General features: G+C 70.8%; 15 protein-coding genes. 9 read left to right on the forward strand and 6 right to left on the reverse strand.

What is annotated here, in order from left to right:
* Nucleotides 1-48 precede the first annotated feature (48 nt).
* Nucleotides 49-705 carry a pirin family protein gene (locus tag ADK55_RS11925; protein ID WP_053677917.1) on the forward strand — a complete coding sequence of 219 codons (657 nt, stop codon included), beginning with the start codon at nt 49-51 and terminating at the stop codon, nt 703-705.
* Between the two features lie 24 nt (nt 706-729).
* Here the strand turns inward: ADK55_RS11925 and ADK55_RS11930 are convergent, their stop codons facing one another.
* Complete coding sequence (locus tag ADK55_RS11930) at nt 730-1,545, reverse strand: serine hydrolase domain-containing protein (RefSeq protein WP_199826497.1); 816 nt, start codon at nt 1,543-1,545, stop codon at nt 730-732.
* 63 nt (nt 1,546-1,608) lie between these two features.
* On the opposite strand from ADK55_RS11930, the gene ADK55_RS11935 reads away from it, so the two are divergent.
* A complete protein-coding gene (locus ADK55_RS11935; RefSeq protein WP_053677857.1) occupies nt 1,609-2,001 on the forward strand; it encodes a MerR family transcriptional regulator in 393 nt (130 codons plus the stop codon).
* Nucleotides 1,998-3,020 carry an aldo/keto reductase gene (locus ADK55_RS11940; RefSeq protein ID WP_053677859.1) on the forward strand — a complete coding sequence of 341 codons (1,023 nt, stop codon included), beginning with the start codon at nt 1,998-2,000 and terminating at the stop codon, nt 3,018-3,020. Before ADK55_RS11935 ends, ADK55_RS11940 begins: the two co-directional genes overlap by 4 nt.
* 75 nt (nt 3,021-3,095) lie before the next feature.
* Here ADK55_RS11940 and ADK55_RS11945 read toward each other — a convergent pair whose 3' ends face one another.
* From ADK55_RS11945 to ADK55_RS11955, 3 genes are all read right to left on the reverse strand, one after another.
* Nucleotides 3,096-3,920 (reverse strand): DUF4429 domain-containing protein, encoded by an 825-nt coding sequence (locus ADK55_RS11945; protein WP_053677862.1) that lies wholly within the window; start codon nt 3,918-3,920, stop codon nt 3,096-3,098.
* A gap of 104 nt (nt 3,921-4,024) precedes the next feature.
* Nucleotides 4,025-5,161, reverse strand: a complete 1,137-nt coding sequence (locus ADK55_RS11950) for an alpha/beta hydrolase (RefSeq protein WP_053677919.1) — start codon at nt 5,159-5,161, stop codon at nt 4,025-4,027.
* Between the two features lie 245 nt (nt 5,162-5,406).
* Nucleotides 5,407-6,069, reverse strand: coding sequence for a TetR/AcrR family transcriptional regulator (locus tag ADK55_RS11955; RefSeq protein ID WP_053677863.1), 663 nt, complete (start codon nt 6,067-6,069; stop codon nt 5,407-5,409).
* A gap of 238 nt (nt 6,070-6,307) precedes the next feature.
* Here ADK55_RS11955 and ADK55_RS11960 point away from each other — a divergent pair, with 238 nt between their 5' ends.
* Nucleotides 6,308-7,795 (forward strand): MFS transporter, encoded by a 1,488-nt coding sequence (locus ADK55_RS11960; protein WP_420713621.1) that lies wholly within the window; start codon nt 6,308-6,310, stop codon nt 7,793-7,795.
* Nucleotides 7,796-7,991: 196 nt separating this feature from the next.
* On the forward strand, nt 7,992-8,387 hold the full coding sequence (locus ADK55_RS11965; RefSeq protein WP_053677867.1) for a peptidase inhibitor family I36 protein: 396 nt from the start codon (nt 7,992-7,994) through the stop codon (nt 8,385-8,387).
* On the opposite strand, the gene ADK55_RS11970 is transcribed toward ADK55_RS11965, so the two are convergent.
* Both ADK55_RS11970 and aceE read right to left on the reverse strand, forming a co-directional pair.
* Nucleotides 8,368-9,210, reverse strand: a complete 843-nt coding sequence (locus ADK55_RS11970; RefSeq protein WP_078998808.1) for a potassium channel family protein — start codon at nt 9,208-9,210, stop codon at nt 8,368-8,370. The two genes, ADK55_RS11965 and ADK55_RS11970, sit on opposite strands and share 20 nt — an antisense overlap.
* Before the next feature lie 104 nt (nt 9,211-9,314).
* Complete coding sequence (aceE, locus tag ADK55_RS11975) at nt 9,315-12,047, reverse strand: pyruvate dehydrogenase (acetyl-transferring), homodimeric type (protein ID WP_053677869.1); 2,733 nt, start codon at nt 12,045-12,047, stop codon at nt 9,315-9,317.
* Nucleotides 12,048-12,508: 461 nt separating this feature from the next.
* On the opposite strand from aceE, the gene ADK55_RS11980 reads away from it, so the two are divergent.
* From ADK55_RS11980 to ADK55_RS11995, 4 genes are all read left to right on the forward strand, one after another.
* Nucleotides 12,509-12,943, forward strand: a complete 435-nt coding sequence (locus ADK55_RS11980; RefSeq protein ID WP_053677871.1) for a DUF3052 domain-containing protein — start codon at nt 12,509-12,511, stop codon at nt 12,941-12,943.
* 189 nt (nt 12,944-13,132) lie between these two features.
* A complete protein-coding gene (locus ADK55_RS11985) occupies nt 13,133-13,591 on the forward strand; it encodes a peroxiredoxin (protein ID WP_053677873.1) in 459 nt (152 codons plus the stop codon).
* 165 nt (nt 13,592-13,756) lie between these two features.
* On the forward strand, nt 13,757-14,332 hold the full coding sequence (locus tag ADK55_RS11990) for a TerD family protein (protein WP_053677874.1): 576 nt from the start codon (nt 13,757-13,759) through the stop codon (nt 14,330-14,332).
* 125 nt (nt 14,333-14,457) lie between these two features.
* Nucleotides 14,458-15,033: a TerD family protein gene (locus tag ADK55_RS11995; RefSeq protein WP_053677921.1), complete on the forward strand. Its 576-nt coding sequence runs from the start codon at nt 14,458-14,460 to the stop codon at nt 15,031-15,033.
* The last annotated feature ends 7 nt before the right edge of the window (nt 15,034-15,040 follow it).

Genomic DNA, 15,040 nt, shown 5'->3' on the forward strand with positions numbered 1-15,040 from the left:
CCCGCGCCCCGAGTCGCGCCGCGGCCGGCGGGGTCTACGGTGGCCTTCATGATTGATGTACGCCGCGCCGCCGACCGGTACGAGGGCGGGGACCCGGCCGCCGGGATCACGACCCGGCACGCCTTCTCCTTCGGGTCCTTCTACGACCCGGACAACATCCGTTTCGGCCCGGTGCTGGCCTGCAACGAGGAGACCCTGCGGCCCGGCTCCGGCTTCGAGGAGCACGCGCACAGCCACACCGAGATCGTCACCTGGGTGGTCGAGGGCGAACTCACCCACAAGGACAGCGCCGGCGGGCACAGCGGGCAGGTGCGCCCCGGCGACGTGCAGCACTTCGGCACCGGATCCGGGGCGCGGCACGTCGAGCGCAACGACGGCCCGGAGCGGCTGCGGTTCGTACAGACCTGGCTCGCCCCGCTCGTGGCGGGCGGCGAGCCCTCGTACACGCTCGTTCGGGACCTCGCCGACGGCGCCGCGTACGAGATCCCCGCGGCCGGTGCCGTACTGCGCGTGCGGCGGCCCGGCGCGGGCGAGCGGGTCGCCGTGCCGGTCGCCGAGCGGATCTACCTGCACGTCGTCCGGGGGGACCTGCGGCTCGACGGGGAGGAACTGGGCCCCGGCGACTCGGCGCGGATCACCCGCGAGAGCGGGTTGGAGATCACCGCGGGCTCCCCGGGGGAACTGCTGATCTGGGAGCTGCCGTAGCGGCTGCCCCGCGGATCCGGCGGATCAGGAACGCAGTTCGGCGAGGACCGCGTCCGTGAACGGGGTCCAGGCCTCCACGGCCCACGGGCCGAAGGCGCGGTCGGTCAGCGCCACGCACGCGGCGCGCGCCTCCGGGTCCACCCACAGGAAGGTGCCCGACTGGCCGAAGTGCCCGAAGGTCCGGGGCGAGGACGTGTGACCCGTCCAGTGCGGGGACTTGCCGTCGCGGATCTCCAGGCCGAGCCCCCAGTCGTTGGGGGACTGGTGCCCGTAGCCCGGCAGGACGCCCTTGAGGCCCGGGTGCACGACGGCGGTGGCCTCGGCGACGGTGCGGACGTCGAGCAGCCGGGGCGCCTGGAGCTCGGCGGCGAACCGCGTCAGGTCGGACACGGTGGACACGCCGTCCTTCGCGGGGGAGCCGTGCAGCACGCTCGACGCCATGCCCAGCGGTTCGAAGACGGCCTGGTGCAGGTACTCGGCGAAGGGGATGCCGGTGGCCTTCGCGATGTGGTCGCCTAGCACCTCGAAACCGGCGTTGGAGTACAGCCGGCGCTGCCCGGGAGCCCCCGTCACACGGTGCTCGTCGAAGGCCAGCCCGCTGGTGTGCGCGAGCAGGTGACGGACCGTGGAACCCTCCGGTCCGGCCGGTTCGTCCAGTTCGATCGCCCCCTCCTCGTACGCGACGAGGGCGGCGTACGCGGCGAGCGGCTTGGTCACCGAGGCCAGGCGGAACGGGTGGTCGACGGGGCCGTGGGAACCGGCCGTGCTCCCGTCGGCGCGGACCACGGCGGCGGCGGCCGTCGTCACCGGCCAGTTCTCGATGATCCGCAGACTCTCCAGGCTGTTCTCCATGCGGCCGAGCCTACTTGCCTGGAGTGCGCTCCAAGGTTTTAGCGTGGAGTCATGAGCCTGACGCAGACGCGGTACACGATCAGCGAGGTCGAGGCCCGCACCGGTCTGACCCAGCACACACTGCGCTGGTACGAGCGGATCGGCCTGATGCCGCACGTGGACCGCTCCCACTCGGGACAGCGGCGGTTCACCGACAAGGACCTCGACTGGCTGGCCTTCGTGGGCAAGCTGCGCGCCACCGGGATGTCGGTGGCGGACATGGTCCGGTACGCGGAACTGGTCCGCGAGGGCGCGCACACCGTCGACCAGCGGCGCGAGCTGCTGGAGCGGACGCGCCGCGAGGTGCGGTCGCGGATCACGGAGCTGACCGACGCGCTCGCCGTACTGGACTACAAGATCGGGATGTACTCGATGGGCACGACGACGGGGAAGGCACGGCCATGACGGAGCACGACAAGGTCATCGAGCGGGTCGAGCTGGGCAAGGGCGGCCCGTTGGTGGGCGTCCAGGGCCTGGGCTGCATGGGCATGAGCGAGTTCTACGGGGACACCGACGAGGCGGTCGCGCGGGAGACCCTGGAGGCGGCGCTGACGGCGGGGGTCACCCTCATCGACACCGCGGACGTCTACGGGCGCGGCCGCAACGAGGAGTTCATCGCGCCGTTCGTGGCCGCCCACCGGGACGAGATCACCCTGGCCACGAAGTTCGCCATCGAACGCAACGACGACCCGCACTACCGGGGCATCCGCAACGACCCCGCCTACGTCCGGCAGGCCGTCGAGGGCAGCCTGCGCCGGCTCGGTACCGACGTCATCGACCTCTACTACATGCACCGGCGCGACCCGGCCGTGCCGTTCGCCGAGTCGGTGGGCGCCATGGCGGAGCTGGTCCGGGAGGGGAAGGTGCGTTACCTGGGGCTGAGCGAGGTCACCGGGGCCGAACTGCGCGAGGCGCACGCGGTGCACCCGATCACGGCGCTCCAGTCGGAGTGGTCGCTGTTCAGCCGGGACGTGGAGCACAGCGCGGTCGGCGCGGCGGCGGAGCTGGGCGTGGCCTTCGTGCCCTACTCCCCGCTCGGGCGCGGCTTCCTCACCGGGGCGTTCGCGGACGCGGGCACGGACCTGTCGACGGACGACTTCCGCAGGTACCAGCCGCGGTTCACCGGCGACAACGCCAGGACCAACGCGGCGCTGCTGGCCCCCGTCCGGGAGATCGCCGCCGCCCACGGGGCGACGCCGGCGCAGATCGCCCTGGCGTGGGTGCAGCAGCGGGCGAAGGTGCACGGCCTGCCGGTGGTCCCGATCCCGGGCACCCGCAAGCCGGGCCGACTCGCCGAGAACGCGGCCGCCACCCGCATCACCCTGACGGCCGCCGAACTCGCGCTGCTCGAACCGATCGCCTCCCGGGTGGCGGGCGACCGCTACCCCGACATGAGCTCCACGTCGGCGGCGCGGGAGGGCTAGGCCGTCGTCTTCGGATCCGGCGCGGTGGTGGGGGAGGCCGTCCCCCGTTGGGAGGCCGTCCCCCCGCCGCCGCGCTCAGGCGTCGGCCGCGAAGCGGTCGCGCAGGGCCGTGTACTCGGCGTCGGTGAGCAGGCCCGCGCCGTGCAGCTCGCTCAGGTGCCGGAGCCGCTCGTCGACCTGCGGGTGCGGATCGGAACCGGCCCTTCCGCCGACGGCGGCGAGGACGGACGCGGCGAACGGCAGCGACTCGTGCACCGCCCCGTATCCGATCCCGAACACCGCGGCCGCCAGGTCGTGGTCGGGCCGCGCGTCACCGGCGGCGACGCCGTCGCGGGGCAGGAGCCGCAGATGGCCGTCCGGGCCGTCGGGGGAGCGCCACTCGACCCCGCCGATCTCGGCCAGCGGGTACCGCTGGTCGCCCGCTTTCCACTTCGTGCCGCTGGCGCCCGTGCGCGACCACTGGAAGGTGACCGCCGAACCGTCGAAGCCCACCCGTGCGTCGTACGCCTTCAGGTGGATCGGCGGTTCCGGGGCGCGGACCAGGAATCGTTCGGCCGGTGCGGCGGGTCCCAGCCGTCCCCGCAGGGCGTCGACCAGCGAAGCCGCCCGGGGTGCCCGATCGCCGGGCAGGACCAGGCGGTACGGGTCGCAGGCTTCCTTCAGCTGCCCCGCGGCGACCTCCATCAGCGGATCCGCTCCCGGGCGCGGGACGGCGCGCAGCACCGCCGTGTCCCGTTTCCCCCCGGTCACGGTCACCTCGGACAGCGCCTCCAGGGGGATGTGTCGTTCCCCCAGGGCGTGCCAGAGCCTCGGTGTGCGCAGCCCCCTCGTGAAGCGGATGATCACCGCGTCCGAGTCGAGTTCCCAGACGGCATGGTTTCCGGCCAATACATCCCCCATGCGGCTCATCGTAGAGGGACGGGCCCCCGCGCGTCCCCTGGCCGCAGGAACGGTTTTCCCGCCCTCCATGCCCGGGAGTGCCCGTTTGCCCTCGTCAGCCCTGGTCAGCCGGTCTGCGGCGAAATTCCGTTGCCGCAGCCGTCGGCGCCGCTCGCGCACACGACGGAAGCGAAGGTGCCGGTTCCGATCTTGGCGAAGTTGTCCAACGAGGCCGTGCCTGGCTCGAAGTAGCCGTTGTGGCTCCCGGCCCCGGCCGAGGACAGCCGCCGCGCGCCGAAGGCCCGGGAGACCGGATCCGCCCCGTGGCCCACCCCGCCGACCTCCAGGTGCGGCACGTCGGCGATCCAGTCGCCGGGGTCCCGCGTCGCCCACACCCGTGCGCGGGTGTGCAGGTCGGCGGCGCTCGACGCGCGCATGCCCGGGCTGCCCGCCACCACCACGTCGGTCACCCGCGCCGGCAGGTGGTGCGCGGCGACCCCGCACACCACCGACCCGTAGCTGTGGCAGAACAGGGCCACGCTCGCGTTCCCGGGCAGGGCCGTGGCGAGCGACTCCAGCCGGGCCGCTCCGTCCGCCGCCAGCCGGCCCGTCGCGGCGTCCACGCCCACGCCTATCGGCGCGGTGTACCCGGCCCAGGCGATGACGGCGGTCCGACCGTCGGGCGCGGCCGCGCGCTCGGCCTCGTACAGGGACTGCGCCATGCCGACGGGCGAGGTGAGCCGGCGCCGGCTGCGCTCGAAGGTGACCACGTCGGTGTCGACGCCGGGCACGATCACCGACACGCGGCGGGCCCGGTCGAGGTCGCCGAAGACCTCGGCGACGAGCCCGTCGCCGGTGGGATCGAAGGTGAGGATCTGCCGGTCGGGATCCGCGAGGGACTCGAAGCGGTGCACGCGGCGGGTGGCCTCGGCCCGGTCGGTCGGGGTCACGCCGACGTCCCGGCTGCGGGCCTCCTCGACGCGTCGCGCCTGCTCCAGGCCGCGCAGGTTGGCCCGGTAGCGGATGGTGGCCGGGACGCCGTCGAGGTTTCCGACGACGAGCGGGTAGCCGTCCGCGAGCCGGGCGCGCTGGGCGCCGTCGAGGCTGCCGAAGAAACGGGCCACCGTGCGGGCGGGCGCGTCGGCCGGCGGCAGCGGGCGGCCGTCGATGCGGGCCACGGCCCACGCCGAGAGCGCCACGGCACGCGGCGAGACGCCCGACTCGGGGCGGTGGACGGCGGTCCAGCCCGTCGTCACCATCATGACGAGGACGACCGCCAGCACGAACAGGGTGCGCAGGGCGGCGGGGCGCTCGGAGGCGCCGGCGAGGTGGTGGACGGGGCCGGGCAGGTTCACTGGAGCCAGCCTAGGAGACCGTTCGAGCCAGTGGCGCGCCAGGTGACGGGCGTCACCGCCGACCGTGTCACACCCGCGTGATCCATCCCGCGCGCCGGCGCGTCGTACGCCGCCCGCCGGCTCGCCCCGCACCTCGCCGTGTACACGGCCTCCTACGCGGGCCGCCGCCAGTGCGCGGCCAGCGCCGGACCGATCTGGTCGAGGTACGCCTCGGTCATCCGCCGGATCGCGGCCACGCTGGCGTCCTGGCCCTGCCCCCACAGGCGGCCGGTGACCCGCATCACACCGGAGAACGCGGCGACGACCACCCGGGGGCGCGGGTCGACGTCCAGGTCCAGGCCCTCGCGGGCGGCGATCAGCCGGGAGATCTCCTCCTCCAGCTCCGTGGAGCGCCGCAGGTGGACGGCGAGCAGGGCCGGAGTGGACTCGATGAGCTGGTAGCCGCGCATGTACAGGTCGACCGGGACCACCTCGGAGATGGCCTCCTCGACGGTGTCCCAGCCGGCGAGCACCGCGTTGCGCATGGCCTCCATCGGACCCTCGAAGGCCGGACGGGACCGGAGTTCGGCGAGGAAGTGGGACTCGACGATGTCCTGGACGGTGAAGGCGACCTCCTCCTTGTTCGCGAAGTAGCGGAAGAAGGTGCGCTGGGAGACGTCCACCGCGTCGGTGATCTCGTCGACGGTCGTCTGCTCGTAGCCCTGCGCGATGAAGAGCAGGAGGGCGGCGCGCAGCAGCGCGTCGCGGGTGCGCCGCTTCTTGCGTTCGCGCAGTCCGGCCGCCGGGGAATCCGGGGCGGGCCGCAGGTCGGTCATCACCGTGGGTTCCCTTTCTGACGCTCAGTGAGCGGTCAGGGTACCTGTGACCGACCTGACAGTTGCTGTCTCGTTAAGCCGTTTGTGAAGTGTCAGTCGCTGTCACTAGCCTGTTCGCATGACTAGTCAGATCACCGTCAAGGACCGGGGACCCGCCGGTGGACAAGGCCCGGCATCGGCCCGCACCGGACTGCGCGGTCACCCCTGGTTGACCCTCTTCGCCGTGGCGATCGGCGTCATGATGGTCACCCTCGACGGCACGATCGTCGCCGTCGCCAACCCCGCGATCCAGAAGGACCTCGGCGCCTCGCTCGCCGACGTGCAGTGGATCACCAACGGCTACCTGCTCGCCCTCGCGGTCTCCCTGATCACCGCCGGCAAGCTCGGCGACCGCTTCGGACACCGGCAGACCTTCCTCATCGGCATCGCCGGCTTCGCGGTCTCCTCGGCCGCCATCGGCCTGTCCACCGGCGTGGAACTCGTCATCGGCTTCCGCGTGGCCCAAGGCCTCTTCGGCGCCCTGCTGATGCCCGCCGCGCTCGGCCTGCTGCGCGCCACCTTCCCCGCCGAGAAGCTCAACATGGCCATCGGCATCTGGGGCATGGTCATCGGCGCCTCGACCGCCGCCGGCCCCATCGTCGGCGGCCTGCTCGTCGAGCACGTCAACTGGCAGTCCGTCTTCTTCATCAACGTGCCCGTCGGCATCATCGCGCTCGCCTTCGGCCTGTTCATCCTGCTCGACCACCGGGCCGAGAACGCCCCGCGCTCCTTCGACGTCCCGGGCATCCTGCTCCTGTCCGGCGCGATGTTCTCGTTGATCTGGGCCCTCATCAAGGCCGCCGAATGGGGCTGGGGGGACTGGAAGACCCTGTTCTTCCTCGCCGCGTCCGTGATCCTGTTCGTGCTGTTCGCCGTCTGGGAGACCAAGGTCTCCGAGCCGCTGATCCCGCTCGGCATGTTCCGCTCCGTGCCCCTGTCCGCCGGCACCGTCCTCATGGTGCTGATGGCCTTCGCCTTCATGGGGGGCCTGTTCTTCGTCACCTTCTACCTGCAGAACGTGCACGGCATGAGCCCGGTCGACAGCGGCCTGCACCTGCTGCCGCTCACCGGCATGATGATCATCGGATCGCCGCTGGCCGGCGCCGCCATCACCAAGGTCGGCCCGCGCGTCCCGCTCGTGGCCGGCATGGTCGCCACCGCCGTCGCCTGCTTCGGGATGGCCCGGCTCACCCCGGACACCGCCACCCTCACCATGTCGATCTGGTTCGCCCTCCTCGGCCTCGGCCTCGCACCCGTCATGGTCGGCGCCACCGAAGTCATCGTCGGCAACGCCCCGCTGGAACTGTCCGGCGTCGCCGGCGGGCTCCAGCAGGCCGCCATGCAGGTCGGCGGCAGCCTCGGCACCGCCGTGCTCGGCGCGGTCATGGCGGGCACCGTCAGTGACTCGTTCGGGGACAACTGGATCAAGGCGCAGCTCCCGCCGCTCACCCCCGAACAGCTCGACCTCGCCGAGAAGGGCGTCCAGGTCGGCATCGCGCCCGTCCCCGAGGGCGTCCCCGCCGAGGTGGCCCAGGCGATCACCACGGTCGCCCACGACACGTTCGTGTCCGGCATGAGCACCGCCTTCACCGTCGCCGGCGTCGTCGCGGTCCTCGCCGCGGTCGTGGCCTGCTTCACCAAGCGCGGCGACAACGCCGCCGAGGGGGCGGGCGCGGCCCACATCTGAGCCGGCCCGAAACCCCCGCGACGGCGTCAACCCCGTACGCCCGACAGCCCCGCCGGACGGTTCCGGCGGGGCTGTCGCCAATCCGGGTGGACCCGCCCGCGTCCCCTTCCGCCCGACGGTCGTCGCAGGTCAGCGTGGTGCCATCGGAAACCCGGAAACGGTCCGGGACCCCGTGTCCACAAGGAGTTGACCCGTCATGCGTACGAGTTTCCCCACCCGCCCCAGCACCTTCCTGGCCGCCGCCGTCCTCGCCGCCACCGCCCTGATCCCCGGCACGGCCACCGGAGCGCACGCCGCCGGGCCACCGCCCCTCCCGGCCTGCGCCCCCGGTCAGCTGTGCCTGTGGGCGAAGCCGGACTTCAAGGGCGCCAAGCAGACCCACGAGCTGAGCACCGTCAGCATCAACAGCTGCACCGCCCTGCCCCCCGGGACCAGCGCCCAGTCGCTCGCCAACCGGGTCGGCCGTCCGGTGACCACGTACCAGTCGGCCGAATGCGCGGAGACGGGGGAGTTCCAGACCTACCCGGGTGACGGGGTCTGGCTGCCCTCCTCGCCCTACCAGGTCAGGGCCTTCAAGGTGTGGGAGCGGTAGCCCCGAGCGGTGCCGGGGACCCCGGCCGACCGGCCGCGGCGGCGGCCACGGGCCCGGCGGCCCCGTGGTCCCCGAGGTCCCCGAGCGGGCCGGCCCCCGCGCCGCCACCGAGCCGGGCGACCTCGGCGCGCAGGGCCCGGACCTCGGCGGTCAGCTCGGTGATCGCCGCGGTCTGGGCCCGCTCCACCTGGTCGTCGCGCTCGAAGCGGGAGATGAACCAGGCGGCGATGTTCGCCGTCACCACACCGAGCAGGGCGATCCCGGACAGCATCAGCCCGACCGCCAGCAGCCGGCCAAGCCCGGTCGTCGGGGAGTGGTCCCCGTACCCGACCGTCGTCATGGTGGTCACCGACCACCACAGGGCGTCCCCGAGGTTCTTGATGTTGCCGTCGGGGGCGTCCCGCTCCACGCTCAGCACCGCGAGCGAGCCGAACATCAGCAGCCCGACCACCGAGCCCGCCACGTACGTCGTCAACCGGATCTGCGGCGCCATCCGGGCCCGCCGCCCGACCAGCATCAGCGTCGACACCAGCCGCAGCAGCCGCAACGGCTGGATCATCGGCAGCAGCACCGCCGCCAGGTCCAGCCAGTGGGTTCGCACGAAGGCCCCGCGGGCCGGCGACAGGAACAACCGCACCAGGTAGTCGGCGGCGAAGGCCCCCCACACCACCCACTCCGCATGGGTGCAGGCCCGGTGCACGACCGGGCCCGCGTCGGGCGCGACGATCGGCACGGCATAGGCGACGGCGAACGTCAGGGCGAGCACGAGCAGCGGAGTCTGCGTCCGCCGCTCCCACCGCGACTGCCGGGAGGCTTCCTTCATGCCCAGCATCGTAAGGACTGCGTAAACCCCGTGAGAACGCAGAAGGGAGCGGGGCCGGGGCATCCGCCCCGACCCCGCTCCCGACGATCAGCCCGTCACGGGCGTCAGGCGTCGCCGCCCGCCGCGCCCGGGTCGGCCGCGGTGACGTCCAGCAGCTGGTACCGGTCGATCGCCTGCTTCAGCAGCGAACGGTCGACCTTCCCCGCCTTCGCCAGCTCGGTCAGCACCGCCAGCACCACCGACTGCGCGTCGATGTGGAAGAACCGGCGCGCCGCGCCCCGCGTGTCCGCGAAGCCGAAGCCGTCCGCACCCAGCGAGGTGTACGCACCCGGAACCCACCGCGAGATCTGGTCCGGCACCGACCGCATCCAGTCCGAGACCGCCACGAACGGCCCCTCGGCACCCGACAGCTTCCGGGTCACGTACGGGACGCGCTGCTCCTCCTCCGGGTGGAGCAGGTTGTGCTCCTCCACCGAGACGGCCTCGCGGCGCAGCTCGTTCCAGGAGGTCGCCGACCAGACGTCGGCCTTGACGTCCCAGTCCTCGGCCAGGACGCGCTGGGCCTCCAACGCCCACGGCACGGCCACGCCGGAGGCCATGATCTGCGCCCCGATGGTGCCCGCCGTACCGGCCGACACCCGGTGGATGCCCTGGAGGATGCCGTCCACGTCCACGTCCGCCGGCTCGGCGGGGTGCCGGATCGGCTCGTTGTAGACCGTCAGGTAGTAGAAGACGTCCTCCGCGTCGGGCCCGTACATCCGCCGCAGACCGTCCTTGACGATGTGCGCGATCTCGTACCCGTACGCCGGGTCGTACGCCACACAGCCCGGGTTGGTCGACGCCAGCAACTGGGAGTGACCGTCGGCGTGCTGGAGGCCCTCACCCGTGAGGGTGGTTCGACCCGCCGTCGCACCGAGGACGAAACCGCGCGCCAACTGGTCGGCCATCTGCCAGAACTGGTCACCGGTGCGCTGGAAACCGAACATCGAGTAGAAGACGTAGACCGGGATCAGCGGCTCGCCGTGCGTCGCGTACGCGGAACCCGCCGCGATCAGCGAAGCCGTGCAACCCGCCTCCGAGATGCCGTCGTGCAGCATCTGGCCCGTCGGCGACTCCTTGTACGCGAGCAGCAGCTCGCGGTCGACCGCCTCGTACTGCTGACCCAGCGGGTTGTAGATCTTGGCGCTCGGGAAGAACGCGTCCATGCCGAAGGTGCGGTACTCGTCGGGCGCGATCAGCACGAACCGCCTGCCGATCTCCTTGTCCCGCATGAGGTCCTTCAGGATGCGGACGAAAGCCATCGTCGTGGCGATCGACTGCTGGCCCGAACCCTTCTTGGCCGCCGCGTAGGTCTTCTCGTCCGGCAGCTGGAGCGGCTTCGCGCGCACCACACGGGTCGGCACGTAACCGCCGTGGGCGCTGCGCTGGTCGTGCATGTACTGGATCTCGGGGGAGTTGCGGCCCGGGTGGTAGTACGGCGGCGCGCCGCCCTCCAACTGGGCGTCCGTGATCGGGATGTGCAGGCGGTCGCGGAAGCGCTTGAGGTCGTCGACCGTGAGCTTCTTCATCTGGTGCGTCGCGTTGCGGCCCTCGAAGTTCGGGCCCAGCGTCCAGCCCTTGACCGTCTGCGCCAGGATCACCGTCGGCTGACCCTTGTGGGCCTTGGCCGCCGCGTACGCCGCGTAGACCTTCTTGTGGTCGTGACCGCCGCGACCCAGGTGCTGGATCTGGTAGTCGGTCATGTTCTCGACCATCGCGCGCAGCCGCTGGTCGCCGCCGAAGAAGTGCTCGCGGATGTACGCGCCGGACTCGGTGGCGTACGTCTGGAACTGCCCGTCCGGCGTCGAGTTCATCTTGTTGACCAGGATGCCGTCACGGTCCTGGGCCAACAGCGGGTCCCAGGAACGGTCCCAGATCAGCTTGATGACGTTCCAGCCGGCGCCGCGGAACTGCGACTCCAACTCCTGGATGATCTTGCCGTTGCCGCGCACCGGGCCGTCGAGCCGCTGGAGGTTGCAGTTGACGACGAACGTCAGGTTGTCCAGGCCCTCGCGGGCGGCGATGGACAACTGCCCGAGCGACTCCGGCTCGTCCATCTCGCCGTCGCCGAGGTACGCCCAGACGTGGGACTTGGAGGTGTCCGCGATCCCACGCGCCTCCATGTACCGGTTCATCCGCGCCTGGTAGATGGCGCCGAGCGGACCGAGACCCATCGAGACGGTCGGGAACTCCCAGAAGTCCGGCATCAGCCGCGGGTGCGGATAGCTGGACAGACCGTACGGAGCCTTCGACTTCTCCTGCCGGAACGCGTCGAGCTGCTGCTCGGAGAGCCGGTCGAGGAGGTAGGCGCGGGCGTAGATGCCGGGGGAGGCGTGACCCTGGAAGAAGATCTGGTCGCCGCCGTCGCCCTCGTCCTTGCCCCGGAAGAAGTGGTTGAAGCCCACGTCGTAGAGGGAGGCGGAGGAGGCGAAGGTCGCGATGTGACCGCCGACGCCGATCCCGGGACGCTGGGCGCGCGAGACCATGACGGCCGCGTTCCACCGGGTCGCGTTCAGGACCTTGCGCTCGATCTCCTCGTTGCCGGGGAAGAAGGGCTCGTCCTTGGTGGCGATCGTGTTGACGTAGTCCGTGCTGCGCATCTCGGGCACGGCCACGCGCTTCTCGCGGGCCCGCTCGATCAACCGCAGCATCAGGTAGCGGGCGCGTTCACGGCCCCGCTCGTCGACGGCGGCGTCCAGAGAGTCGAGCCACTCCTGCGTCTCCTCCGGATCGAAGTCCGGGACCTGACTCGGCAGGCCGCCAATGATGATCGGATTGCGATCGGATGCGGAAGCCACGCTGTTCCTTCGCTGTCGGGGGAGTCGTGCCTTGGGGTCGCCGCCTCCCATGGTCTTACGCTCGGCCGAAATCTTCACCTCTACCACTGGGTAACCCCTGGAAACTCCGGGCATCGCGGGTGGAGCGGGGAGGAGGGGCGGCAAGCGGTTGGCGAGCGGGTACGGCCAAATCGCAACCTTACGCCCAAGACGATCAGCCGGTTCGTAAGGCCGTTCGCCCCTCAAACAGGCGGGAAAGTCCTCTGGCGGCGTCGAATGAGCCGCAATGGTGTGGGATGAATCACCCGGGGCACGGGAGGGAAGGCTGAAAGTTGCGGCGAGACGGCCGCAATCGTCACCGTTTCGACGGTCTCGGCGGCCGGGTACTTGCGCGATCCGCCGCGCCCGTGTGGACTACGCCCAATGCTGCGCGTACGCGCGCCGCCGAAAGACATTCACCGAACATGAGCAGGAGGCACCCCGTGAGCGCGACCGCGGACCACGCGGAGACCAGTCTGGTTTCCAGGCTGGGTTTCGAGTCCGAACAGGTGGTCCAGGAGATCGGCTACGACGACGACGTCGATCAGGAATTCCGTGACGCCGTCGAGAGTCACATCGGCAATGATCTCGTCGACGAGGAGTACGACGACGTCGCCGATGCGGTGCTGCTCTGGTTCCGGGACGAAGACGGCGACCTGACGGACACGCTGGTCGATTCCATCAACTTGGTGGAGGACGGCGCACTGATCCTGCTGCTGACCCCCAAGACCGGTCGTCCCGGCTACGTCGAGGCCAGTGACATCAGCGAGGCCGCCGAAACGGCCGGCCTGTCGCAGACCAGGAGCGTCAGCGTCGGCAAGGAGTGGGCCGCCACCAAGTTGGTGACCCCCAAGACCGCAGCCAAGTCCAAGCGCTGAGCCGCGCCCCGCAGTCAAGCGGACAACGCACCCCGCCGACCGGAATCGACCCCGGTCGGCGGGGTGCGTTCGTTGCGCTCCCCGGCCCCGTCGTCGAAGCGGCGCCCGACGCCGCCGTGACCACAGGGCCTAGGCTGCACTCACCCGAACAGCTCAACGCACGCATGCGGGAACGAAGGGATGCGACAGATGGCGATCGAGGTCGGCGACAAGGCCCCGGACTTCGAACTCAAGGACAACCACGGTGCCACCGTGCGGCTCTCCGACTTCCGGGGGGAGAAGGCCGTGGTGCTGCTCTTCTACCCGTTCGCCTTCACCGGCGTCTGCACCGGCGAGCTGTGCGAGCTGCGCGACCGGCTGCCCCGGTTCCAGAACGACGACGTGCAGCTGCTGGCGGTCTCCAACGACTCCGTGCCGACCCTGCGGGTCTTCGGCGAGCAGGAGAACCTGGACTACCCGCTGCTGTCGGACTTCTGGCCGCACGGCGAGACCTCCCGCGCCTACGGCGTCCTCGACGAGGAGAAGGGCTGTGCGGTCCGCGGCACCTTCATCATCGACAAGGACGGCATCGTGCGCTGGACCGTCGTCAACGGCCTGCCCGACGCGCGTGACCTGAACGAGTACATCAAGGCCCTCGACAGCCTCTGAGGGACCCGGAAGGCCCACGAGACGCGCTCGCGGGCATTGTTTCCGGGCATTGTTCCGCACGAGAATTCAGTTACAGGCGGGAACCCGTCACTAGGATCGGAACGTTGATCCCGGTAGCAACCGCACGACGGGGCCCCGCCCCACACAAAACCTTATGGAGGACCCGTGGGAGTCAGCCTCAGCAAGGGCGGCAACGTCTCGCTGACCAAGGCCGCGCCTAACCTGACGGCGGTCATCGTCGGTCTCGGCTGGGACGCTCGCACCACCACCGGTGTCGACTTCGACCTCGACGCCAGCGCGATCCTGACCAACGACCAGGGCAAGGTCGCCAACGACTCGAACTTCGTGTTCTTCAACAACCTGAAGAGCCCGGACGGCTCGGTCGAGCACACCGGCGACAACACCACCGGTGAGGGCGAAGGCGACGACGAGGCGATCAAGGTCAACCTCGCCGGTGTCCCGGCCGACGTGTCCAAGATCGTCTTCCCCGTCTCGATCTACGAGGCCGAGAGCCGCCAGCAGAGCTTCGGACAGGTCCGCAACGCGTACATCCGCGTCGTGAACCAGGCCGACAACACCGAGCTCGCCCGCTACGACCTCTCCGAGGACGCCTCGACCGAGACCGCCATGGTCTTCGGCGAGCTGTACCGCAACGGGGCGGAGTGGAAGTTCCGCGCCATCGGCCAGGGCTACGCCTCGGGCCTGCGCGGCATCGCGCAGGACTTCGGCGTCAACGTCTGAGCCTCAAGCTCCACGGCCGCTCCCGCGGCCGCACCCCGTCCGGCGCCGTGCACTGTGTGTACGGCGCCGGACCGGCTTGTACCACCGGCACCACCATCACCACGTCGTCCGGGGAGGACCACAACATGGGCGTCACACTCGCCAAGGGGGGCAATGTCTCCCTGTCCAAGGCCGCACCGAACCTCACCCGGGTTCTGATCGGACTCGGCTGGGACGCGCGCTCGACCACCGGGGCGGACTTCGACCTCGATGCCAGCGCGCTCCTGTGCAACAGCGGCCGGGTGCTCGGGGACGATTACTTCGTCTTCTACAACAACCTGACGAGCCCCGACGGCTCCGTCGAACACACGGGGGACAATCTCACCGGCGAGGGTGATGGTGACGACGAGTCGATCATCATCGACCTGAGCAAGGTGCCCGCCCAGGTCGACAAGATCGTCTTCCCGGTCTCGATCCATGAGGCGGAGGCCCGCCGGCAGAGCTTCGGCCAGGTCAGCAATGCTTTCATCCGCGTGGTCAACCAGGCCGACGGCCAGGAACTGGCCCGCTACGACCTCACCGAGGACGCCTCCAGCGAAACCGCGATGATCTTCGGCGAGGTCTACCGGTACGGCGGCGAATGGAAGTTCAGGGCCGTGGGGCAGGGGTACGCGTCGGGGCTCCGGGGCATCGCTCTAGACTTCGGGGTCAACGTTTCGTAAAGCCGTA

The organism is Streptomyces sp. WM4235, assembly GCF_001279725.1.
Lineage (GTDB): Bacteria > Actinomycetota > Actinomycetes > Streptomycetales > Streptomycetaceae > Streptomyces.